This window comes from Rossellomorea marisflavi, from assembly GCF_001274775.1.
Classification (GTDB): Bacteria; Bacillota; Bacilli; order Bacillales; family Bacillaceae_B; genus Rossellomorea; species Rossellomorea marisflavi.
Map to the genome: position 1 here is coordinate 321,723 of NZ_LGUE01000001.1, position 22,182 is coordinate 343,904.

General features: G+C 49.9%; 22 protein-coding genes. 20 read left to right on the forward strand and 2 right to left on the reverse strand.

What is annotated here, in order from left to right; genetic code table 11:
- Nucleotides 1–37: 37 nt before the first annotated feature.
- The 7 genes from AF331_RS01575 to AF331_RS01605 all read left to right on the forward strand — a co-directional run bounded on the left by AF331_RS01575 (nucleotide 38) and on the right by AF331_RS01605 (nucleotide 6,317).
- Nucleotides 38–1,558 (forward strand): Na+/H+ antiporter NhaC family protein, encoded by a 1,521-nt coding sequence (locus AF331_RS01575; protein WP_053426473.1) that lies wholly within the window; start codon nucleotides 38–40, stop codon nucleotides 1,556–1,558.
- 110 nt (nucleotides 1,559–1,668) lie between these two features.
- Nucleotides 1,669–2,433 carry a tRNA threonylcarbamoyladenosine dehydratase gene (locus AF331_RS01580; protein WP_053426474.1) on the forward strand — a complete coding sequence of 255 codons (765 nt, stop codon included), beginning with the start codon at nucleotides 1,669–1,671 and terminating at the stop codon, nucleotides 2,431–2,433.
- A 169-nt stretch (nucleotides 2,434–2,602) separates the two neighbouring features.
- A complete protein-coding gene (locus tag AF331_RS01585) occupies nucleotides 2,603–3,373 on the forward strand; it encodes a hypothetical protein (protein WP_053426475.1) in 771 nt (256 codons plus the stop codon).
- Between the two features lie 3 nt (nucleotides 3,374–3,376).
- The gene (locus AF331_RS01590) at nucleotides 3,377–3,757 is read left to right on the forward strand and encodes a GntR family transcriptional regulator (RefSeq protein ID WP_053426476.1); all 381 of its coding nucleotides are present in this window, start codon (nucleotides 3,377–3,379) and stop codon (nucleotides 3,755–3,757) included.
- On the forward strand, nucleotides 3,738–4,454 hold the full coding sequence (locus tag AF331_RS01595) for an ABC transporter ATP-binding protein (protein WP_152915518.1): 717 nt from the start codon (nucleotides 3,738–3,740) through the stop codon (nucleotides 4,452–4,454). Before AF331_RS01590 ends, AF331_RS01595 begins: the two co-directional genes overlap by 20 nt.
- Nucleotides 4,451–5,377, forward strand: a complete 927-nt coding sequence (locus AF331_RS01600) for an ABC transporter ATP-binding protein (protein ID WP_053426477.1) — start codon at nucleotides 4,451–4,453, stop codon at nucleotides 5,375–5,377. The genes AF331_RS01595 and AF331_RS01600 overlap by 4 nt, the downstream gene beginning before the upstream one ends.
- Nucleotides 5,370–6,317, forward strand: coding sequence for an ABC transporter permease (locus AF331_RS01605; protein ID WP_053426478.1), 948 nt, complete (start codon nucleotides 5,370–5,372; stop codon nucleotides 6,315–6,317). Before AF331_RS01600 ends, AF331_RS01605 begins: the two co-directional genes overlap by 8 nt.
- Before the next feature lie 387 nt (nucleotides 6,318–6,704).
- On the opposite strand, the gene AF331_RS01610 is transcribed toward AF331_RS01605, so the two are convergent.
- Both AF331_RS01610 and AF331_RS01615 read right to left on the reverse strand, forming a co-directional pair.
- Nucleotides 6,705–7,424, reverse strand: coding sequence for a protein-glutamine gamma-glutamyltransferase (locus AF331_RS01610; RefSeq protein WP_235576301.1), 720 nt, complete (start codon nucleotides 7,422–7,424; stop codon nucleotides 6,705–6,707).
- A 118-nt stretch (nucleotides 7,425–7,542) separates the two neighbouring features.
- On the reverse strand, nucleotides 7,543–8,814 hold the full coding sequence (locus AF331_RS01615; protein ID WP_053426479.1) for a replication-associated recombination protein A: 1,272 nt from the start codon (nucleotides 8,812–8,814) through the stop codon (nucleotides 7,543–7,545).
- 178 nt (nucleotides 8,815–8,992) lie between these two features.
- Between AF331_RS01615 and cymR the strand changes: the two genes are divergently transcribed.
- The 13 genes from cymR to mltG all read left to right on the forward strand — a co-directional run bounded on the left by cymR (nucleotide 8,993) and on the right by mltG (nucleotide 22,121).
- Complete coding sequence (gene cymR, locus AF331_RS01620) at nucleotides 8,993–9,412, forward strand: cysteine metabolism transcriptional regulator CymR (RefSeq protein ID WP_048006195.1); 420 nt, start codon at nucleotides 8,993–8,995, stop codon at nucleotides 9,410–9,412.
- Between the two features lie 11 nt (nucleotides 9,413–9,423).
- Nucleotides 9,424–10,566: a cysteine desulfurase family protein gene (locus AF331_RS01625; protein ID WP_053426480.1), complete on the forward strand. Its 1,143-nt coding sequence runs from the start codon at nucleotides 9,424–9,426 to the stop codon at nucleotides 10,564–10,566.
- 28 nt (nucleotides 10,567–10,594) lie between these two features.
- The gene (mnmA, locus tag AF331_RS01630; protein WP_053426481.1) at nucleotides 10,595–11,710 is read left to right on the forward strand and encodes a tRNA 2-thiouridine(34) synthase MnmA; all 1,116 of its coding nucleotides are present in this window, start codon (nucleotides 10,595–10,597) and stop codon (nucleotides 11,708–11,710) included.
- 402 nt (nucleotides 11,711–12,112) lie between these two features.
- Nucleotides 12,113–12,784 (forward strand): tetratricopeptide repeat protein, encoded by a 672-nt coding sequence (locus AF331_RS01635; RefSeq protein ID WP_053426482.1) that lies wholly within the window; start codon nucleotides 12,113–12,115, stop codon nucleotides 12,782–12,784.
- 17 nt (nucleotides 12,785–12,801) lie between these two features.
- Complete coding sequence (gene recD2 / locus AF331_RS01640) at nucleotides 12,802–15,171, forward strand: SF1B family DNA helicase RecD2 (RefSeq protein WP_053426483.1); 2,370 nt, start codon at nucleotides 12,802–12,804, stop codon at nucleotides 15,169–15,171.
- 147 nt (nucleotides 15,172–15,318) lie between these two features.
- Nucleotides 15,319–15,504 carry a hypothetical protein gene (locus AF331_RS01645; RefSeq protein ID WP_048006190.1) on the forward strand — a complete coding sequence of 62 codons (186 nt, stop codon included), beginning with the start codon at nucleotides 15,319–15,321 and terminating at the stop codon, nucleotides 15,502–15,504.
- 15 nt (nucleotides 15,505–15,519) lie between these two features.
- A complete protein-coding gene (locus AF331_RS21665) occupies nucleotides 15,520–15,651 on the forward strand; it encodes a YrzQ family protein (RefSeq protein WP_079516445.1) in 132 nt (43 codons plus the stop codon).
- 92 nt (nucleotides 15,652–15,743) lie between these two features.
- Nucleotides 15,744–16,829, forward strand: a complete 1,086-nt coding sequence (locus tag AF331_RS01650) for an AI-2E family transporter (RefSeq protein ID WP_053426484.1) — start codon at nucleotides 15,744–15,746, stop codon at nucleotides 16,827–16,829.
- 308 nt (nucleotides 16,830–17,137) lie between these two features.
- Nucleotides 17,138–19,762: an alanine--tRNA ligase gene (alaS, locus tag AF331_RS01655; RefSeq protein ID WP_053426485.1), complete on the forward strand. Its 2,625-nt coding sequence runs from the start codon at nucleotides 17,138–17,140 to the stop codon at nucleotides 19,760–19,762.
- Nucleotides 19,763–19,845: 83 nt separating this feature from the next.
- Nucleotides 19,846–20,112 carry an IreB family regulatory phosphoprotein gene (locus AF331_RS01660; protein ID WP_048006427.1) on the forward strand — a complete coding sequence of 89 codons (267 nt, stop codon included), beginning with the start codon at nucleotides 19,846–19,848 and terminating at the stop codon, nucleotides 20,110–20,112.
- Nucleotides 20,113–20,115: 3 nt separating this feature from the next.
- Nucleotides 20,116–20,532 carry a Holliday junction resolvase RuvX gene (gene ruvX, locus AF331_RS01665; RefSeq protein WP_179125841.1) on the forward strand — a complete coding sequence of 139 codons (417 nt, stop codon included), beginning with the start codon at nucleotides 20,116–20,118 and terminating at the stop codon, nucleotides 20,530–20,532.
- A gap of 15 nt (nucleotides 20,533–20,547) precedes the next feature.
- Nucleotides 20,548–20,835, forward strand: a complete 288-nt coding sequence (locus AF331_RS01670; protein WP_048006187.1) for a DUF1292 domain-containing protein — start codon at nucleotides 20,548–20,550, stop codon at nucleotides 20,833–20,835.
- A 146-nt stretch (nucleotides 20,836–20,981) separates the two neighbouring features.
- Nucleotides 20,982–22,121: an endolytic transglycosylase MltG gene (mltG, locus tag AF331_RS01675; protein WP_053427734.1), complete on the forward strand. Its 1,140-nt coding sequence runs from the start codon at nucleotides 20,982–20,984 to the stop codon at nucleotides 22,119–22,121.
- The last annotated feature ends 61 nt before the right edge of the window (nucleotides 22,122–22,182 follow it).

Here is a 22,182-nt window from a genome sequence, read left to right on the forward strand (position 1 = left end):
TAATCTTTGCTAACTTTACATCTTAGGAGTGGTCAACATGGAACATATGGGCTGGTTATCCCTACTGCCGCCGATCATCGCCGTGCTGCTGGCGGTCATCACGAAAAATGTCATTATTTCTTTATTCTCCGGCGTATATGTCGGTGTCCTCATGCTTGTGGGCGGAAGGCCCCTTGAGGCCACAATGCAAACCATCGGGGAATTCATGTTCCCGCAGGTGGCAGACAGCTATAATGCCGCTGTGCTGGTACTGCTCTTTTTCATCGGGGGATTCGTCGCCCTCATGGAGAAATCTGGAGGAGGAGCGGCCCTGGCCAATAGTGCCACCAACTTGATCAACTCAAAGGCGAAAGCCCAAGTATCAGCCTGGATCGGCGGCATCATCATCTTCTTCTCCGATCTCGGCACCCCTTTGATCGTAGGCCCTGTTTTTGAGAAGATATTTGATAAAGTGAAAGTCTCCCGTGAGAAGCTAGCATGGATCATTGACTCCACCTCCTCGCCGGTGGCGGTCCTGATTCCTTTTATCGGATGGGGTGTCTACATCATGGGACTGATCAAGAAGGAGTTTGATCATCTCGATATCACCACGTCTGAATTCAGCACGCTGATCCATGTGATACCGTTTCAATTTTATGCTCTCCTTGCCGTCTCCATGGTGCCATTGGTCGCCATCTTGAAGCTTGACTTCGGACCGATGAAGTCGGCTGAGGAAAGGGCAAACAAGGGTGAGCTCTACTGGAAAACATCAAAGCCTCTGAGGAAACCGGAGGATGGCGGATTGAAGCCGAGTAAACCGGTCTTGATCTGGCTTCCACTTTTGATCCTATTCATTACGCTCTTCGGCATCCTGGCGTCAAAGGGTTTCCCGTTCAAACCCGTGGAAGGCAGTGCTTTCAGGGTGGCGCTCAGTACCGCCTATCTATTTGCGGCCATCTCTCTGATCATCCTGATGATTACGTACAAATTGAAGACATTCAATGAAATCTTCGAAATCTATACAGGTGGCATGCAAAAGATGGTGTATGTCGCCGTGACGCTTGTGCTTGCCTGGTCGCTCAGCAAGGTGATCAGCGAAATGGGGACAGCGTCTTACATCGTTGAACTGGTGAAGGGGAATATCCCCGCCTTCATCATCCCGGCGATCCTCTTCCTTGTAGGGGCAGGGATGTCCCTTGCTTCCGGTTCTTCCTGGGGTACATATGCCATCATGCTGCCGATCGCCATCCCCATGGCAATCTTACTTGATGCCGAGCTTCTTGTGTGCATCGGAGCGGTTCTTTCCGGGGGGATCTTCGGAGATCATAGTTCTCCGATCTCAGACACGACGCTATTGTCGTCAACAGGTGCCGGGGCGGATCATATCGATCACGTGAAAACTCAATTCCCTTACGTAGCATTGAATGCAAGCATCGCACTCATCGGTTTTGTCATTGCCGGACTGACCGGGAACCCGTATACCATCATCATCCTCCTGGCAAGCTTGATCGCATTGATGCTGATCCTTGGGAAGCGAAAAGCTTCCAAGCTTCAGCACTCGCAGGAATTGAACTCTTGAAAAGGTAAAACTCCATGGAGAATGAACGCAATATATTGATTTTCAGTGCTCAATCCTTTATTCTAATTCAGAATAAACCTAGTTGAATACTTACAATGGAGTTGATCATATTGCTTCACCAGTTCTCACGTAATGAGTTAGCGATCGGGAAGGAAGGTCTTCAGACCCTCAAGAATAGTACAGTGGCCGTTCTCGGGATCGGCGGCGTCGGTTCGTTCGCAGCCGAAGCCCTCGCCCGTTCCGGAGTAGGCCGCCTTGTCCTTGTTGATAAGGATGACGTGGATATCACAAATGTGAATCGTCAGGTGCATGCCCTGCTTTCCACCGTCGGTCAGCCGAAGGTAGACTTGATGCGGGACAGGATCAAGGACATCAATCCAGACTGTGAAGTCATCGCCCTTAAGATGTTCTACACCGAAGAAACGTATGAAGAGTTCTTCCATTACGGGCTGGACTTCGTAGTGGATGCATCCGATACGATTTCCTACAAGATCCATCTGATGAAAGAGTGCCTGAATCGTGACATTCCGCTTATCGCATCCATGGGTGCCGCGAACAAGAATGACCCGACCCGCTTCCAGATTGCGGATATCTCCAAAACCCATACGGATCCCATCGCCAAGGTCATCCGCACCCGTCTGAAAAAAGAAGGGATCAAAAAAGGGGTCACGGTCGTCTTCTCCGACGAGAGTCCGATCGTCATCCGAGAAGAAGTACGGAAGGAAGTCGGGAAGGATGATGCCAAAATCCGAAAGGCACAGCTTCCGCCTTCATCGAATGCATTCGTTCCATCAGTTGCCGGTCTCATCGCTGCCAGCCATGTCATCAATCAGCTCTTAAAAGAAATTGAAATCAGACGTGTCAAAGATAAATAAGAATGAGAAAGGCCCGTGCCTCCCTTGAGGCACGGGCCTTTTTGCGTGCAGTTTTAACATTCCTTTGGAGTACATACAAAAATTAGGCAAAAACCCTATTGACTGCTATTTGTGTCTTAGTGTATTATCTAACTAGTACACTGGAACACAAACAGAAAGGAGTGAAAAAATGAACGCATTCAGAGGCCTTCTTTGGAAGGATTTCCATACATCCAAGGTGTGGTTCATAGGGTGGTTGGCGATTATCATCGTCGTTTATTCCCTTGGGCTCGGCGCAGGGGGATACTTCGATGAGAAAGGGATCCCTGTCGGATTCGCCATCATGCTCGGCGTCTTCCACTTTGCTTTTCTGCCGGTCATCGTCTACTCCATGCTCCGGCTGGAAGGGAAGACACAGCTTTGGTTGCATACCCCGCTCAGCGGATTTACACTGCTGTCTTCAAAACTACTCGTCGCACTTGTTTACTTGATCATTTCCTTGCTACTCGTAGACCTTCTTGGATTCATCAGCTTCAGCAGGCTACCTGAAATCGGATACTGGCCGGTCAAGGAAGGTGTGTATTTCAATATCGGTGTTCTCTTGCTCGGCCTAAACATGTCGGGATGGCTGATCTTTTTCTGGACGGTCTACCACTCCATGGGGAAATTCCCGGCGATCAAGAACATTCGCTGGCTCATCCTCGCCGGATTATGGATCTTGTACACGTCGGTGACAACATTCGTTACCAGTCTGAAACCTGTGGAAAACTTCGTTAACAACACATGGGTAGTCGACCTTCCCGCGAGTTTCTTTTTCACCATCGGCTCAGGAGGGGAAGACAGTGGATTCAATATCGATATCATTCCCCTGCCGCTTCTCCCATTCATCTGGGAAGGGGTCATGTGGCTCATATTATTCATCATTTCATGCAGACTATTAGATCGCAGGATTGAGGTGTAGATCATGGTAGAAGAATACTCAGCGTCCAAACCCATATACCTGCAAATCGCCGATCGGATCATCCGTGAAATCGTCAGGAGGGAACGACACCCTGGCGATAAGCTTCCCTCAGTCAGAGAGATGGCTTTACAAGCCGGGGTGAACCCGAACACCATACAGCGGACATACAGTGAGTTGGAAAGGATGACCATTGTGGAAACGAAACGAGGACAGGGAACGTTTGTGACGGAGGAAGATGACGTGCTATCTGTATTAAATCAAAGAGTGCAGCGGGAAGTAATCGAAATCTTCATTAAAAATATGAAGGAGCTCGGCCTCAGTAAAGAAGAAATGATTGAAAGCATCAAACGGTACGGGGAGGAGAATGATCGTGATCCGATTTGAGAATGTCACGAAGAAATATGGCAGCGGACTTGCTCTTCGGAACACCTCCTTCCAATTTGAGAAAGGGAAGATCTACGGACTCCTCGGACCGAATGGGAGCGGGAAATCCACGACGCTGAAAATGATCGCCGGCCTTGTACTCCCCAGTGCAGGCAAGGTGATGCTCGATGATGAACCGATCAATCGGAAGGTGGCAGAAGAAGTGGCCTACCTGACGGAGCTTGATATGTTCTATGAGACATTTACCGTGAAAGGGATGCTCAAATTTTACAACTCACAGTTCAGCGACTTCGATATGGAACGGGCTGAAGAGCTTGTCTCGTTCATGCAGCTGGATGGGTCGAAAAAGATCAAGCACCTTTCCAAAGGGACGCGTGGAAGGCTGAAGCTTGTCCTCACACTATCAAGGCAGGCTAGAGTCATCCTACTCGACGAGCCTTTCTCAGGTCTAGATCCGATGGTGAGGGACACCATTGTTAAAGGACTTCTCTCCTATATCGACTGGGGAGAGCAGACGGTCCTCATCGCCACTCACGAAATCGATGAAATCGAGGCCATACTCGATGAAGCCTACATCATCCATAATGGAGAAGTGAAAGGTCACTGCAACGTTGAACAATTAAGGGAAGAACAAGGACTGTCGGTCCTACAATGGTTGAAACGCACGACTCAAATAGAAGGGATGGAACTGGAATGAAGACGATTGCTCAATTGCAAAATGTCACGAAAGTCATCAAAGGCAAGAAAATCATCGATTCACTATCATTCGAGGTGAATGAAGGGGAGGTCTTCGGATTCCTCGGGCCGAACGGTGCCGGAAAGACCACGACGATCCGGATGATCGTCGGACTGATGAAAATCACAGAAGGGGATGTCCTTATCTCAGGTAAGAGCATCCAGAAGGACTTCGCTGATGCCATCAGTGATGTCGGAGCCATCGTGGAAAATCCCGAGCTCTATAAGTTCCTCTCAGGCTATCAAAATCTGAAGCACTTTGCCCGCATGCATAAAGGCATCACAGAGGAGCGGATCAAGGAAGTAGTGGAACTCGTCGGCTTGACGAGCCGGATCAAGGACAAAGTCAAAACCTATTCACTCGGGATGCGCCAGCGCCTCGGCATCGCTCAATGTCTGCTCCATAAGCCGAAGCTCCTTATCTTGGATGAGCCAACCAACGGACTCGATCCTGCAGGAATCCGTGAAATCCGTGCGTATATCCGCAAGCTAGCGGCTGAGGAGGGAATGGCCGTCATCGTTTCATCCCATCTTCTTTCTGAAATGGAAATGATGTGTGATCGCATCGCCATCCTGCAATCTGGAAAACTGGTAGACGTCCAGGATATTCGCGCCTTCGTCGGTGGAACCGAACAAATCTACCAGATCGATGTCGCTGATGCATCCCTGATCAAAGCCTCGATCAAGACGTTCGATCCTGCAATCCAATTCGAAGTGAAAGACAATCAGGTACAGCTGGCTATTGAAAAAGAACGGATTCCAGCACTGATTAAAACACTGGTGGAAGATGGACTGGACATTTTCGGAGTCATGCCGATTTCGAAAACCCTCGAAGACCGATTCCTGGAAATCACCAACGATAAAGGAGAGACAGTCAATGTTTAATTTGATCAGAAATGAATGGATGAAGATTTTCAAGCGTGTCGGTACTTACGTCATGCTGGGCCTCCTCGTGGCCATCATCGGGATCACGGGAGCAACAAGCAAATATCTGGATAGCCAAACGAAGGTATCGGATGAGTGGAAGAAAGAGGTCCAGACTCAGATCGCTGCTGATAAGGAATCCCTCAAAGAGAGCAACATGCCCGGCTATATAAAAGAAGAAACGGAAAAGAATATCGCTATCAATGAGTACCGTCTTGAAAATGATCTGAAACCTTATGAAAAGTCAAACGTGTGGTCATATGTACAAGACAATGCCTACCTGGTGATGTTTGTCGGATTGTTCACCATCATCGTCTCTGCCGGGATCGTGGCGAGTGAGTTTACATGGGGTACCATCAAACTCCTATTGATCCGTCCGATTTCAAGAAGTAAAATACTGATCTCGAAATATATCACGGTCTTATTGTATGGATTGAGCCAGCTTGTCGTCCTGTTTGTGGTTTCATTCCTCCTGGGTCTCATCCTCTTCGGTGGGATCGGGGAATCGGCGCATCTTGCGTACGTTGATGGAGCCGTCGTGGAACAAAACATGGTATGGTACCTCATCAAGACCTATCTATTGAAAACGATCGATGTCGCCATGATGGCAACAATGGCCTTCATGATATCGGCTGTGTTCAGAAGCAGCTCTCTTGCAATTGGGATCTCTGTGTTCCTGTTATTTATGGGATCGAATCTTACTACGTTGATTGCTATGAAATTCGACTGGGCGAAATTCAGTTTGTTCGCCAATACGGATCTCACTCAGTACACAGGGTTCCAACAGCCGGTAGTGAAAGGGATGACGATGGGCTTCTCCATCACGATGATCCTCGTATACTTTGTGATTTTCCAAGTGCTCGCCTTCGTCTTCTTTACGAAGCGTGATGTGGCTTCATAAGCAGATTCAAAAAAGGATGCCGGTTTCGGTATCCTTTTTTTTTGTAGCGTCTTTCTGCTTTTTGAATGGTTCGTTCCTTTCCGCTGCAGGCGCTTGCTTTCCTGCGGGGAGGTGGTCAAGCCTCCTCGTGCCTGCGGGGTCTTGCCCAGCCTCTTATTCCACTGGAGTCGAGCGCCCTCCGCTTCAATGCACTCTGTGCTTGGTGAGTGGTGAGTGGCCGTAGATTGGTTGCTTTTTGAAATGAGCGTTCCCTTTGATTGCGTACCCAGTGGAAATTTAGTTGGTGCTCGTATCCTGGCTACAATCGTAGGGTAGGTGGATTAGTGGCACGATTTATGACGGCTGTTGGGAGTTTGGCAAAGGGATTGTCTATCCCTTTGCTTTTTTTTATCGCCTGTAGGGGTAGAACCTTGCCGAGTTCAACCGGGTCACCTGGTTGAGGAGGTAGGCGGATTTTTTTGCTCCTTCGATTCTCAGGGTGTCCAATGCTTCGATCATCTTTTTGTGCGAAACCATGCCGATTCCGTGACCGAAGTAAAGATCGTCTGCCATATAAACGGAGTTTTCTCCCATCCAGATGGGGTCGGCGTAGTCTGGGTTGTAGAAGTAATACACGTCTCCTGGAATGCGATCGACGCCGCGGTATGTTTCCATCCATAGGTTTTCATTGTAATTGGAGCCCCAGATGAACAAATGGGAATAGAGGTCATTGAATATGGATGGTTCGATGGAGTCAAGGATGCTCTTATAGTAGATCAGAACGATCGTGGTCACGCACTCGAAGCTGTAGAGGGCGCTGTTGGTGAAGACGTCCCGGATGGCATCGGAGGGAAGTCGGCCGCGTCTGAGCTCATATCCATATGGGGTCTTTATCCAAAACGCCGGATTGAAGCGGGAGTCGGCGAAAGCGGAGAATTCCGAATCGCCTTCATCGATTTTTCTGGCGTTCTGGAGTATGTGGGTTCTCATAGTGATTTCAAATTTCAATTGGTCTTTTGACGGGAAATCATAATCCATGGGGGAGTTGTTCAATGCTTCATAGATGGCGCGCTGTTCGTCTGGGAGGCTTTTCGGGTCCATGGGCATTCCTTCATTCAGATGTATCAAGGTAGATCACCTCCTGGTTAGTATCAGGGTATGTAGTTTTGGGTCATGGGTGAGAGCGGAAAGGGAAGAGACAGCATGAAAAAAGCCCGGGGCGCTTTGCCCCGGGCTTAACCTGTCACTACTTGTGCTTATTGATATTTTCATAAACCTGGCCGATGGCCTGCTCGAATTTGCCCGTTTTCTTTGGTTGATAGTATTTGGCGTTCTTGATCCTGTCAGGCAGATAGTCCTGTTTGACCCAGCCCGATTCATGATCGTGGGGGTACTTGTACTCGATCCCTCTGCCAAGTTCTGCAGCGCCCTGGTAGTGGGCGTCCTTGAGATGAGGTGGTACTTCACCGCTTTTCCCCTTCCTGATATCGGACAGGGCCGAATCGATGGCCGAGATCGCAGAGTTGGATTTTGGGGACAAGCAAAGCTCGATGACGGCATTAGCCAGGGGGATCCGCGCTTCCGGGAATCCGATCTTCTCAGCCGTCTCCACGGCGGCAAGGGTGCGAGGCCCTGCCTGGGGACTGGCAAGACCGATATCTTCATAGGCGATGACCAACAGTCTTCTGGCGATGCTCGGCAGGTCTCCTGCTTCCACCAGTCTTCCGAGATAGTGGAGGGCGGCATTGGCATCGCTTCCCCTGATCGATTTCTGAAAGGCGCTGATCACATCATAATGGGCGTCCCCGTCCTTATCATGGGAGAAACTTTTCTTCTGCAAGCACTCCTCTGCGATGGAAAGGGTGATATGAATGACTCCCTCTGCATCAGGGGAGGTGGAGAGCACGGCAAGCTCCAATGCGTTCAGGGAGCTCCTGACATCACCGAAACTGCTGCTGGCAAAATGCTCGACCGCTTCCTCGCTGACATCGAGCTTGTACGTACCGAGACCGCGCTCTTCATCTTTGATGGCCCGGTGGATGGCCTGCTTCATTTCATCAGGGGATAGTGGCTTCAGCTCGAATATCTGACACCGGCTCCTGATGGCAGGGTTGATGGCGTGATAAGGGTTGCTCGTGGTGGCGCCGATCATGGTGATCATCCCATTTTCTAGATAAGGAAGGAGAAAGTCTTGTTTTCCTTTATCAAGGCGATGGACCTCATCGAGGAGGAGGATGACCTTGCCTGACATTTTGGCTTCCTCCACTACGATCTGGATGTCCTTCTTATTATTGGTGACTGCATTCAACGTTTTGAACCGGTACTGGGTACTCCCTGCAATGGCACTGGCGATCGACGTTTTCCCGATTCCGGGCGGTCCATACAGAATCATCGATGATAGCTGTTTCGCCTTGACCATCCGATCGATGATCTTTCCTTCTCCGACAAGATGCTGCTGACCGAGGATCTCATCGATGGTCCGCGGCCTCATTTTGAAAGCGAGTGGTTTTATCGACATGGTATATCTCTCCAAACTGGCGTTCTGATACCTTTTACTTTATCACAGGGGTACCCTTTATGGAAATAACCTGCGCATGTGCCACCTTTCACAGTGGGACATGGAATATGCTATAATGGCAGGAGCGAATGAAACCATACAGTTCATGTAATTACCCTATATAGCAGAGGTGCTTGAAATGAAGATATCCACGAAGGGCCGGTACGGCTTGACGATCATGATCGAACTGGCCAAACGCCACGGTGAGGGACCGACATCCCTCAAGACAATCGCGCAACAGCATGATTTATCAGAACACTATCTTGAACAACTGGTTGCCCCGCTTAGGAACGGCGGGTTGGTCAGGAGCATCAGGGGGGCTTATGGGGGATATGTCCTCGGCCACGAACCTAAGGATATTACCGCTGGTGATATCATCCGGATCCTCGAGGGGCCGATCAGCCCAGTGGAAGGGATCGAGGATGAGGAGCCTGCTAAGCGCGAGCTATGGATCCGCATCCGTGATGCCGTGAAGGACGTGCTTGATAATACAACGATCGAGGATCTCGCCAGTCATACAGATGACGGAGAATCCGATGCATACATGTTTTACATCTAGGAGGTAAGTGAATGAATAGAATCTACTTGGATCATGCGGCAACATCCCCCGTTCACCCTGAGGTGATCGAGGAGATGATGACGGTCATGCAGGGAACGTTCGGTAATCCGTCGAGCATCCATTCATTCGGCAGGGAAGCACGCTCCATCGTGGACCGCTCCCGTTCCATTGCTGCAGCATCGATTCACGCAGACCATAATGAGATCATCTTCACTAGTGGCGGTACGGAGGCCGACAATATGGCCATCATCGGCGCTGCCATGAAGAATCGGGAGCTCGGGAACCATATCATCACCACTGAAATCGAGCATCACGCCGTTCTCCATACATGTCAGCATCTTGAACAACAGGGGTTTGAGGTGACCTATCTACCCGTTGATGAGACAGGAAGGATCAGTGTGGATGCCGTGAAGGCCGTCCTGCGTGAAGACACGATCCTAGTCACCATCATGTTCGGGAATAACGAAGTGGGGACGATCCAGCCCATCTCCGAGATCGGACATCTCCTGAAGGACCACCAGGCCCTCTTCCATACGGATGCGGTGCAAGCCTATGGACTCCATGAGCTGCATGTAGGCGAACTGGGTGTCGATCTTCTTTCCGTTTCAGGACATAAGATCAACGGACCCAAAGGGGTGGGGTTCCTCTATTGCAGGAAGGATGTGGACATCCTCCCCCTCGCACACGGCGGTGAACAAGAGAGGAAGCGCCGCGCAGGAACGGAAAATGTCCCTGGAATCGCCGGACTTGCCAAGGCCATTGAAATAGCCTCTTCATCCATGGAAGAGAAGCGCAATCGATACGCAGGATTTAAAGAGATCCTCAAGGGGAACCTCGATGAATCCGGTATTTCTTATGAGGAAAACGGATCGCTTGAGCACGGGCTTCCTCATGTGCTAAACTTGAGCTTTGCCGGCACGGATGTCGAATCCATGCTGGTGAATTTCGATATGTCAGGAATCGCCGTATCAAGCGGATCTGCTTGTACGGCTGGATCAATAGAACCATCTCATGTCTTGGTGGCGATGTTTGGAGGAGACTCGGAGAAGATCCGTAACTCCATCCGCTTCAGCTTCGGACTCGGGAACACGGAAGAAGACATCGTGCGGGCCGCAGATGAAGCGGTGAAGATCATCCATCGCCTCACGACATGAAGAAGGAAAGATAAGGGAGGTGGCATAGATGAAAAAAGAACCGAAAGACACAAGGGTGGTCGTCGGAATGTCAGGTGGGGTGGACTCATCTGTCGCGGCGCTCCTACTGAAAGAGCAGGGCTATGAAGTCATCGGCGTGTTCATGAAAAACTGGGATGACACCGATGAGAATGGCGTCTGCACTGCAACGGAAGATTATGATGACGTCATCCGCGTCTGCAATCAGATCGGAATTCCGTATTATGCGGTCAACTTCGAGAAGCAATACTGGGATAAGGTTTTTACCTATTTCCTTGATGAATACAAAGCGGGACGTACACCGAACCCGGATGTGATGTGCAATAAGGAAATCAAGTTCAAGGCATTCCTTGATCATGCACTGAAGCTAGGGGCGGACTATCTTGCCACAGGGCATTACGCACAGGTGGAATACCGCGACGGAGAATACAAGATGCTCCGTGGGGTAGACAACAATAAGGATCAAACCTACTTCCTCAATCAGCTCGGGCAGGATCAGCTTGAGAAAGTCATGTTCCCCCTTGGAAACATCGACAAGAAGAAGGTTCGCGAAATCGCGAAGGAAGCAGGACTTGCCACGGCAACAAAGAAAGACAGCACGGGCATCTGCTTTATCGGTGAACGGAATTTCAAGGACTTCCTCGGGAACTACCTTCCAGCACAGCCTGGTAATATGGAAACGTTGGACGGAAAAGTCATGGGTAAACATGATGGACTCATGTATTACACTATCGGACAGCGGCATGGACTTGGAATCGGTGGCGCCGGCGACCCTTGGTTTGCCATCGGTAAAGACCTTGAGCGCAATGTCCTCTACGTGGGACAAAGCTTCGAGCATCCGGCCCTGTACTCCGATTCGATCCTGGCAACGGACGTTCACTGGACATCGAATGACCCTAAACGGGAATCCTTCACATGCACAGCGAAATTCCGCTACCGTCAGGACGACAACGCGGTGACGGTCATCCCTCAGGAAGACGGCACCGTATCCGTCGTGTTCGACGAACCGATCCGCGCCGTCACACCGGGACAGGCCGTCGTTTTCTACAACGGAGATGAATGCCTCGGAGGCGGAACCATCGACACGATCTACCGCAACCAGGAAAAACTCACATACGTGGGATAAAGAAAAGCGGAGGGGGCTGGATCTGGGGCGACAAGCATAAGAGGGGAAAGCCGGAAAGGAGTTCTGTGCCTTTATGGCTTTCACAGCTTATGACCTCGAGCCCCAAGCCTCCGGAGCTGGACAAAGAAAAGCGGAGGGGGCTCGCCCTGGGGCGACAAGCATAAGAGGGGAAAGCCGGAAAGGAGTTCTGTGCCTTTATGGCTTTCACAGCTTATGACCTCGAGCCCCAAGCCCCCGGAGCTGGCCAAGAACAAAGGACTTGCCCACCACAATAATGGACTGAAAAGAAGGCCATTCTTCTATCAGTCCATTTTTTGTTGGGGAAGAGAATGACCCGGCCGATGTGGTATACTACTACCATCATCGGTTACATACTAGACGAATTTTAAGAGGTGTTTTCATATGGATAAAAATGCAAAAGGAATTGAACTTCTTCAACAGGGGAAGGTGGAAGATGCCGTTCAGATCTTCACTGAAGCTATCGAGGAGAACCCGACGGACCCGGTAGGCTACATCAACTTCGGGAATGTCCTTATGTCTGTTGGCGATCCGGAAAAAGCGAAGCGCTTTTTCGAGCGTGCGATGGAAGTCGACCCTGAAGCTGGGGCAGCTTACTATTCACTCGGTACGCTTCACTTCAATCAAGGGGAGTATGATCATGCGAAAGACCAGTTCGAGCGTGCCATCAAAAAAGGGATGGAGAATGCGGACGTCCACTTCATGCTGGGCATGAGCCTCTCACAGCTCGATCAGCCGAAGCTTGCCCTGCCATATTTCCAGCGTAGCGTCGAACTGAATGATCAGGATGTTGAAGCCTTCTTCCAATTGGGCCTTTCCCTTGCAAAAGTGGAAGCTTATACGGAGGCGATTGAGGTTTTTAACAATGTGCTATCACTTGATCCGGAACATGCGGATGCCTATTACAACCTCGGCGTCGCCAATCTGGTCCATGAAAGCAATACAGATCAAGCGCTTGTCTTCTTCCATAAGGCCATCGAGCTTCAACCAGACCATGAGCTTGCCCAGATGGGTGTGGCGACGGTGGAAATGATCAAGAAAGAAGAGAGTGAATAACCGGGGGGTTCGCTGAATTGAGCCAGCAAGACTCTTTACAATTATTTGGAGATGAAGAACTGTACGTCAAAGGGCGCCATCTTGTCACGATCTTCCACAATGAAGACAATATGTACAGTGTCGTGCGCATCAGGGTGGAAGAGACCAATGATGAGGGCTACAGTGATAAAGAAGCCGTTGTAACGGGACATTTCCCGAAGCTTCATGAAGAAGAAACCTACTCTTTTTTCGGTCGCTTTCAGGATCATCCGAAGTTCGGCACCCAGTTTCATGCCGATCATTTCAAGAAGGAGATCCCCCAGTCCAAACAAGGGATCGTCCACTATTTATCAAGTGATTTGTTCAGTGGGATCGGGACGAAGACGGCTGAAAAGATCGTGGAACACGTAGGTGAAAATGCCATCACCAAAATCCTTGAGAATCCATCGGTCCTCGACGAGGTGCCGAAGCTTCCGAAGGAAAAGGCAAAGACCATCTTTGATACATTATCCGAGCATCAGGGACTTGAGCGCGTCATGATCATGCTCAACGATTTCGGTTTCGGACCGCAGATTTCCATGAAGATCTACCAGGCCTATAAAGAACAGGCACTGGAGATCATCCACAACAATCCCTATAAGCTGGTGGAAGATATCGAAGGGATCGGTTTCACCCGTGCAGACGAACTAGGTTCGAAGATCGGGATCACAGGCAGTCATCCCGACAGGATCAAAGCAGGCTGTTTGTATACGTTGGAGCAGACGTGCGTGAAACAGGGTCATGTGTACCTTGAGGCGGAAGAACTCATTGTGAGCGTGAAGGACCTGCTGGAAAAGAGTCAGTCCGCACGCATCGAATTCGAGGAGATCTCTGCCCAGGTCGTGGCGCTGGAAGAGGAAGGAAAAGTCGCCGGTGAGGGGACGAAGATTTACACCCCTTCCCTTTATTTCTCCGAAAAAGGCATTGTCACGAATATCGAGAGGATCCTTGCCCAGACCGATTATGAGGATCAGTTCCCCCAATCGGAATTCCTCCTTTCCTTAGGGGCATTGGAGGACCGCCTGGGCGTGCAGTATGCCCCCTCGCAGCGTGAAGCCATCGAAACGGCACTCATGAGCCCGATGCTCCTCTTGACGGGAGGGCCTGGTACGGGGAAGACCACCGTCATCAATGGGATTGTCGAACTGTATGCCGACCTTCATGGCTGTTCACTCGATCCGAAGGAATACAAAGATGAGCCGTTCCCGGTGCTTCTTGCTGCCCCGACGGGAAGGGCCGCCAAACGGATGACGGAGTCGACGGGACTGCCTGCCATGACCATCCACCGCTTGTTGGGCTGGAATGGAAAAGAAGGTTTTCAGACAGACGAAGAGAGGGCCATCGAAGGAAAGCTGCTGATTGTCGATGAAGTATCGATGGTGGATACATGGCTTGCCCATCAGCTCCTCAAGGCCCTGCCTGAAAATATTCAGGTGATCTTCGTGGGCGATGAAGATCAGCTTCCATCCGTCGGACCGGGACAGGTGCTGAAGGATCTATTGGAATCGGGACGGGTGCCGACAGTGAGATTGACGGATATCTACCGCCAGGAAGAAGGCTCTTCCATCATCGACCTTGCCCATCAAATGAAGGCAGGACGTTTGCCGCATGACCTTGTGAAGCAGCAGAAGGACCGTTCTTTCTTCCCTTGCCGGACCCATCAGATCACCGAAGTGGTTCAGAAAGTGGTGGAAAACGCAAAGAAGAAAGGCTTCACACCGAAGGATATTCAGGTTCTTGCCCCGATGTACAGAGGGCCAGCAGGCATCGACCGGTTGAACGTCCTTCTCCAGGAAATCTTCAATAAGAATGATGGAACGAGGAAGGAAATCGCCTTCGGGGATGTGAAATACCGGATCGGGGACAAAGTACTTCAACTTGTCAACCAGCCCGAGAACAATGTCTTCAACGGGGACATCGGTGAAGTGGTTTCCATCTTTTACGCAAAGGAAAACACGGAAAAGCAGGATATGGTCATTGTTTCTTATGAAGGAACGGAGGTCACCTATACCCGTCAGGATCTCGGACAGATCACCCATGCTTACTGTTGCTCCATCCATAAATCCCAGGGAAGTGAGTTTCCCATCGTCATCCTTCCGGTGGTGAAAAGCTATTACCGTATGCTGAGGAGAAACCTTTTATACACGGCCATCACCAGGAGCAAACAGTTCCTCATCCTGTGCGGGGAAGAGGATGCGTTCCGTATGGGCGTCGAACGGGAAGAGGATATCATAAGGAAGACGACCCTGAAGGAAAGACTTCAAACAATGGAAGACAGTGTGCCGGAAGACGATGCACCGATCGACTTGATGAAGGTGGACCCCATGATCGGGATGGAGGGCATCACACCGTATGACTTCATGACGTGAGACTGGAAATGGTTTCAGCTCATGATTCGTCTCATTCGGTTCAAACTAGGAAGGAGCGTTCGAACATTCTTCGCCTTTCAAGTATAACTTTTTGCTCGCAGGGCCATGATGGTAAGGATAAAACCGTAGAACGAGGTGAATCCTGCCGTGAAATGTCCGAACTGCCAAAGCAAAGATATAGGGAAAATCGGCATCAATCAGTTTTATTGCTGGGGATGCTATATCGAATTATCCCTGTCCAAGGGAGTCATCCACACCCATCAGGTGGAGGAAGATGGCTCACTGAGTTCGCTTGATGATCTGTTTGACGAGGAAGAACGCCAACTTAGCTAGGGAGAGGTGTTTTTCATGAACAGGACGTTTTCATCGATCGTTGGGTTCGGGGCAGGCATCGCCGCGTCCATCTATTCCCAAAGGTCCAATATGTTGAATCGTAAGCAAATGAAGAGATTCCGCAAACAAGTGAAGAAGCTCTTCTAGAAAATACCTCAAAGGTCCGGCAATTGCCGGACCTTTTCTCATGACTAAAACCTCCCTGCTTCGGCACACTACATAAAAGGGAGGGACCTTTCATGGCTACCAATTATGCGAAATGGCTTTACCGATTAACCATTGCCTTTGTCGCTTCATTGCTCTTATATATACTTTTTCTGTTGAAGCCGGTATGGCACCCCGTCCTTGACGTATTCTTTTTTGCGGCATTGCCGTTTATCATCGGAGCGTTCATTGCGTATCTGCTCCATCCCGTGGTGGAGAAACTTCATGAACTTGGGATTCACCGTGGGATCGCCATCCTTCTTATTTACCTGCTCTTTTTTGGAAGCATCGGGTGGGGGATTTATAAGGGGACGCCGGCCATCATCCACCAAATCGACGATTTATCTAAAAATGCTCCAGTACTGACCGATCAATACAACCGCGGGCTCACCTATATCCAATATAAGACCGCCGCGTGGCCGGAAGGCATCCAATCCATGCTCGATAAGCGGATCAATGGGCTGGAAGCATGGGTGACGGGCCTTGCAACCGTCGTCCTGGCCATCCTGATGAAGTTCATGAATTCCCTTCTAATCATTGCCATCATCCCGTTCGTATCCTTTTATCTGCTGAAGGATGTGGTGAAGGTCAAAAGGTTCTTTATCCGGCTCACTCCCCGCAAGTGGAGAGAAAGCAGCGCAAGTTTCCTAAGGGACGTGGATGCTTCCCTAGGCGGTTATATCCGTGGGCAGCTCCTGGTCTGTTTGATCATTTTCGGTGTATCGACGTCGGCACTTTGGCTCATCGGAATGAAATATCCCCTTATCCTTGGCCTGATCATCGGGGTGACCAATGTCATCCCCTATTTCGGACCGATCATCGGGGCCATTCCGGCAGTGCTTGTGGCAAGCACGATATCCCTTCACATGGTGATTTACGTGGTGATCATCGTCTTGATCCTGCAGTTCCTCGAAGGGAATATCCTGTCTCCCCTGATCGTCGGGAAGACGCTGCATATGCACCCCCTCTTCATCATGGGCGCTTTGATCATCGGCGGTGAGGTCCAAGGTGTGATCGGCATGATCGTGGCAGTACCGGCCCTTGCCATCATCAAGGTCGCCATATTGCACGGCCGGACGCATTTCATCCATTCCCGTCAAAAAGAAAAGAAGGGACATTGACAAACCCTTCGATTATTTTTATAATCCAACATATACATTCAAAAATGATGAAGGAACGAGTACGTCATAGTCCATTGAGAAGAGAGGGCATCCCCCAGGCTGAAAGGATACCCGGATGAAGGATGACGGAAGGCTGATCCGGAGTGCAGGAGAACCCTGCCGTATGGCCGCGTTAAGGCGTATTGAGGGATGGATAAGAACGTTTATCCATAACCAGGGTGGTACCGCGAGTTAGCTCTCGTCCCTGATCAGGGATGAGGGCTTTTTTGTATTCTTTTTTATGTACATATTCAAAGGAGGAACTATTGATGAAAACATTGACAGGAGCCGAAATTCGGCAAAAGTTCCTGGATTTCTTCCAGGAAAAGAACCATGGTGTGGAGCCGAGTGCTTCGCTGGTCCCGCATGAGGATCCATCACTTCTATGGATCAATAGTGGAGTCGCAACGCTCAAAAAATATTTTGATGGACGTGTGATCCCTGAAAACCCAAGGATCGTGAACGCACAAAAATCGATCAGGACTAATGATATCGAAAACGTGGGGGAAACGGCCCGTCACCACACATTCTTCGAAATGCTCGGGAACTTCTCCATCGGCGATTACTTCAAGGTGGAAGCCATCGAATGGGCATGGGAATTCCTGACGAAAGAGGAATGGATCGGATTCGATCCTGAAAAGCTTTCCGTAACGATTCATCCTGAAGATCATGAAGCATTCGATATCTGGCATACCAAAGTCGGAGTACCGGCAGAACGCATCATCCGAATCGAGGGGAACTTCTGGGATATCGGGGAAGGACCAAGCGGACCGAACACGGAGATCTTCTATGACCGCGGCCCGGAATACGGGGAGGACCCAAATGATCCTGAACTGTATCCAGGCGGGGAGAATGACCGTTATCTTGAGGTGTGGAATCTTGTGTTCTCGCAGTTCAACCATAATCCTGACGGGACGTACACCCCGCTTCCGAAGAAAAACATCGATACCGGTATGGGCCTAGAGCGTATGGCGTGCGTGGTCCAAGGCGTGCCGACGAACTTCGATACCGACCTCTTCATGCCGATCATTTCGGCTACAGAAGGTATGTCGGACAGTAAATACGGCGTGCGCAAAGAAGACGACAAAGCATTCAAAGTCATTGCCGATCATATCCGGACAGTGGCATTTGCCATCGGGGACGGGGCCCTTCCTTCCAATGAAGGACGCGGTTATGTACTGAGACGTTTGCTCAGAAGGGCTGTGCGCTTCGCGAAGCAGATCGGCATCAATCGTCCGTTCATGTTCGAGCTCGTTCCGGTCGTAGCGGAAGTGATGGTCGACTTCTATCCGGAAGTGAAGGAAAAGACCGAGTTCATCCAAAAAGTGGTGAAGAACGAGGAAGATCGCTTCCATGAAACGCTGAACGAAGGATTGCACATCCTTTCCAACGTGATGAAAGAACAAAAAGCAGCTGGCAGCACCGTCATCCCAGGTAAAGATGTTTTCAGATTGTATGACACGTACGGTTTCCCTGTTGAGCTCACAGAAGAGTATGCAGAGGAAGAAGGATTGAGCCTTGATCAAGCAGGCTTCGAGTCGGAAATGGAAGCGCAGCGCGAACGTGCACGCTCCGCCCGTCAGGACGTGGGCAGCATGCAGGTCCAAGGCGGCGTTCTCAGTGATGTGACGGTGAAGAGTGAATTTGTGGGCTATTCGAATCTTGAAGCAACGGCTACCGTCCTCGAAGTCATCGTGGGAGATGAGCGTCAGCCAAAGGCCGACAAGGGGCAAGAAGTGCAGTTCATCCTGGATGAAACCCCGTTTTATGCTGAAAGCGGCGGGCAGATCGGTGATAAGGGTTATCTCTTTGCCGATGGGGTAAAGGTGTTTGTAAGAGACGTCAAAAAGGCTCCAAACGGGCAAAACCTTCACTCGGGTATCGTAGAAGAAGGATCCCTTCTCAAGGGTACGGAAGTGAAAGCCATCGTTTCGAGGGAATCCCGCAAGAAAGTCGAAAAGAATCACACGGCCACCCATCTTCTCCATCAAGCATTGAAGGATGTACTCGGGGAACATGTCAATCAGGCAGGGTCGCTCGTTGAACCGGACAGGCTGCGATTTGACTTCTCCCACTTCGGTTCCATCACGGAAGAAGAAATGGAAAAGATCGAACAGATCGTCAACGAAAAAGTATGGCAGGCCCTTCAAGTCAACATCGAACAAAAGACCCTGCAGGAAGCAAAAGCGATGGGTGCCATGGCACTATTCGGTGAGAAATACGGGGATGAAGTGCGCGTCGTTTCCATCGGCGACTATTCCCTGGAACTATGCGGTGGCTGTCATGTAGGCAATACCTCTGAGATCGGCCTCTTCAAGATCCAGTCAGAAGGCGGTATCGGAGCAGGCACGAGAAGGATCGAAGCTGTGACAGGCGAAGGGGCATACCGTGTCCTGAATGACCAGGTTTCCCTTTTGAAGGAAGCGGCTTCCAAGCTGAAGACCAATCCGAAAGAAGTGACGGTCCGCGTCGAATCCCTTCTGCAGGAAATGAAAGAACTTCAGAAAGCGAATGAATCATTGGCGGCAAAATTGTCCAACATAGAAGCAGGAAACCTGACCGATCAAGTGAAAGTCGTGGATGGAGTCAATGTCCTGACGGCAAAAGTCGGAGGCGGCGACCTGCGCAACATGATGGATGACCTGAAGCAAAAGCTGTCCTCCGGTGTGATCGTCCTTGCTTCTGCCAATGGCGACAAAGTCAACATCATCGCAGGTGTGACGAATGATCTCGTCAAAGAAGGCTATCACGCAGGCAAGCTCGTGAAGGAAGTCGCTACACGCTGCGGCGGAGGCGGCGGCGGACGTCCGGATATGGCCCAGGCAGGCGGAAAAGATGCATCAAAACTTGATGATGCCCTTCAATTTGTAGAAGAATGGGTTAAATCCGTTTAACTCCCTGTCAAAGTGGTGTACAATGGTTGTAGCGATTAACAATTCGGTTGTCAAAAAGACAAGCCTGAAGAGAGGTGCCAATGATGAGTTCTTTTGACAAAACGATGCGATTTGATTTTTCCGAGGAGCCGTTTGAACATGATGTGAAGGAAGTCCTCCTTCAAGTCCATAATGCACTTCAGGAAAAAGGGTACAATCCGATCAATCAAATCGTAGGGTATTTACTTTCCGGAGATCCCGCGTACATTCCAAGGCATCAAGATGCCAGGAATATCATCCGACGCCTTGAGCGCGATGAAATCATCGAAGAATTAGTCAAATCGTATTTGAAACAGCATAAAGAGGGATAACACATGCGCACTATGGGATTGGATGTCGGCTCGAAGACCGTGGGTGTCGCCATCAGCGATGCCTTCGGCTGGACGGCCCAGGGAATCGAAACCATCAAGATAGACGAAGAGAAGAATACGTTCCGGCTCGACAGGATCAAGGAGCTCGCAGAAGAATATGAAGTGAGCAAGGTCGTCGTCGGCCTGCCGAAGAATATGAACAATACCATCGGTCCCCGCGGGGAAGCTTCCCAGGCATATGGAGAGCTTGTGCGTACAGAGCTCGGTGTACCCGTCGTCTTTTGGGATGAACGGCTCAGTACGATGGCTGCCGAAAGGGTTCTGCTTGAGGCAGATGTGAGCAGGAAGAAGCGTAAGAAGGTAATCGACAAAATGGCTGCCTCCATGATCCTTCAGGGATTCTTGGACAGTCAAAAATAATGAGGTGTATTTAAAATGGAACATGGCGAAAAACAAATCACAGTAGTAGACGAACAAGGAAACGAACAGCTTTGTGAAGTCCTCTTCACATTCGAATCAGATAAATTCAACAAATCATACGTCCTGTATTATCCACTTGGAGCAGACGAAGATGATGAAGAAGAAATCGAAATCCACGCTTCTGCATTCCTGCCTGGAAACGAAGGCGAAGAAGGCGAATTGCAGCCGATCGAAACAGAAGATGAGTGGGACATGATCGAGGAAATGCTCAACACATTCCTCGAAGATGAAGAAATGGAATAAGGATTTCTCACATGCAGGGGCCGGTGAAGGGAGAAAACTCTCTCCTTTTTACCGGTCCCTGTTTTTCTTTGTGCAAAATATTGTATAATGGTGGAGATGATGTCGAAATCAATGTCGGATATCCCGCTTTTTGCTCGAAAGGGGGAATGGTTATGACAGATAAAAAAGAGATAAAGGAAACGCTGATGAAAAAATTACTCGAACGACAATCCGAAGCAAGGTCCATCAGGAAGATCGTCGGCCTCATTCTTCTATGCGTGGTCATCCTTATAGGAGGAACGGCGGTAGGCGGCTATTTCTATGTCAAATCCGCCCTGAAGCCCGTTGACCCCGATGACTCCAAACCCGTCAATGTAGAGGTGCCGATCGGCTCCGGGGTCTCCACCATCGCTGATCTTCTTGCAGACAAGGGGATCGTGAAGAATGCGACGGTATTCAAGTATTATGTGAAGTTCAACAATGAATCAGGCTTCCAGGCAGGGAGCTACGGTCTCACCCCTTCCATGACCATGGATGAAATCATCAAAAGCCTGAAGACCGGCAGGGTGATCCGCGACGCGGAGTTCACCATCACCGTTCCTGAAGGCCTGCAACTTGATGAGATTGCCGGGCTGATTGGTGAGAAGTCACCGTATTCGAAGCAGGAAGTGGAAAAGAAGCTGGAAGATAAGAAATGGATCGAGCAATTAAAGAAGGAATATCCGAATCTCATTACGAAAGATGTCTCAAACAAAAAGATCAAACGACCGCTTGAAGGCTATCTGTATCCGGCAACCTATTCGTTCTATGAAAAGAAGCCATCGCTTGAAAGCATCCTGAAAGAGATGATCAATCAGACGAACGAAGTGCTGGCCCAATATGAGCCGGCCATGAAAGAGAAGAAGATGTCCCCTCATGAACTTCTGACCTTTGCCTCCCTCGTGGAGAAAGAAGCGACGGAGAAGGCGGACAGGGGGAAGATCTCAAGCGTCTTCTATAACCGCATCGAAGAGGACATGCCTCTCCAAACGGATCCAACCGTGCTGTATTCACTAGGTAAACATAAGGCTAGGACCACCTATAAAGATCTTGAAGTGGATTCTCCTTACAATACGTACAAGAATAAAGGGCTGCCGCCGGGACCGATCTCAAACGCTGGAGTATCGTCCATCGAAGCGGCATTGGAACCGGAAGAAACGGATTTTTACTACTTCCTTGCTTCATCGAACGGGACCGTATACTATTCGGAAACCTTGGATGAACATAATGAGAAGAAAGAAAAATACATCACGAATAAGAAGGACTGACCCTTGGAGGAGGAAAGAAATATTCGCTTTCCTCCTCTTCATATGATAAAATGATACAAGT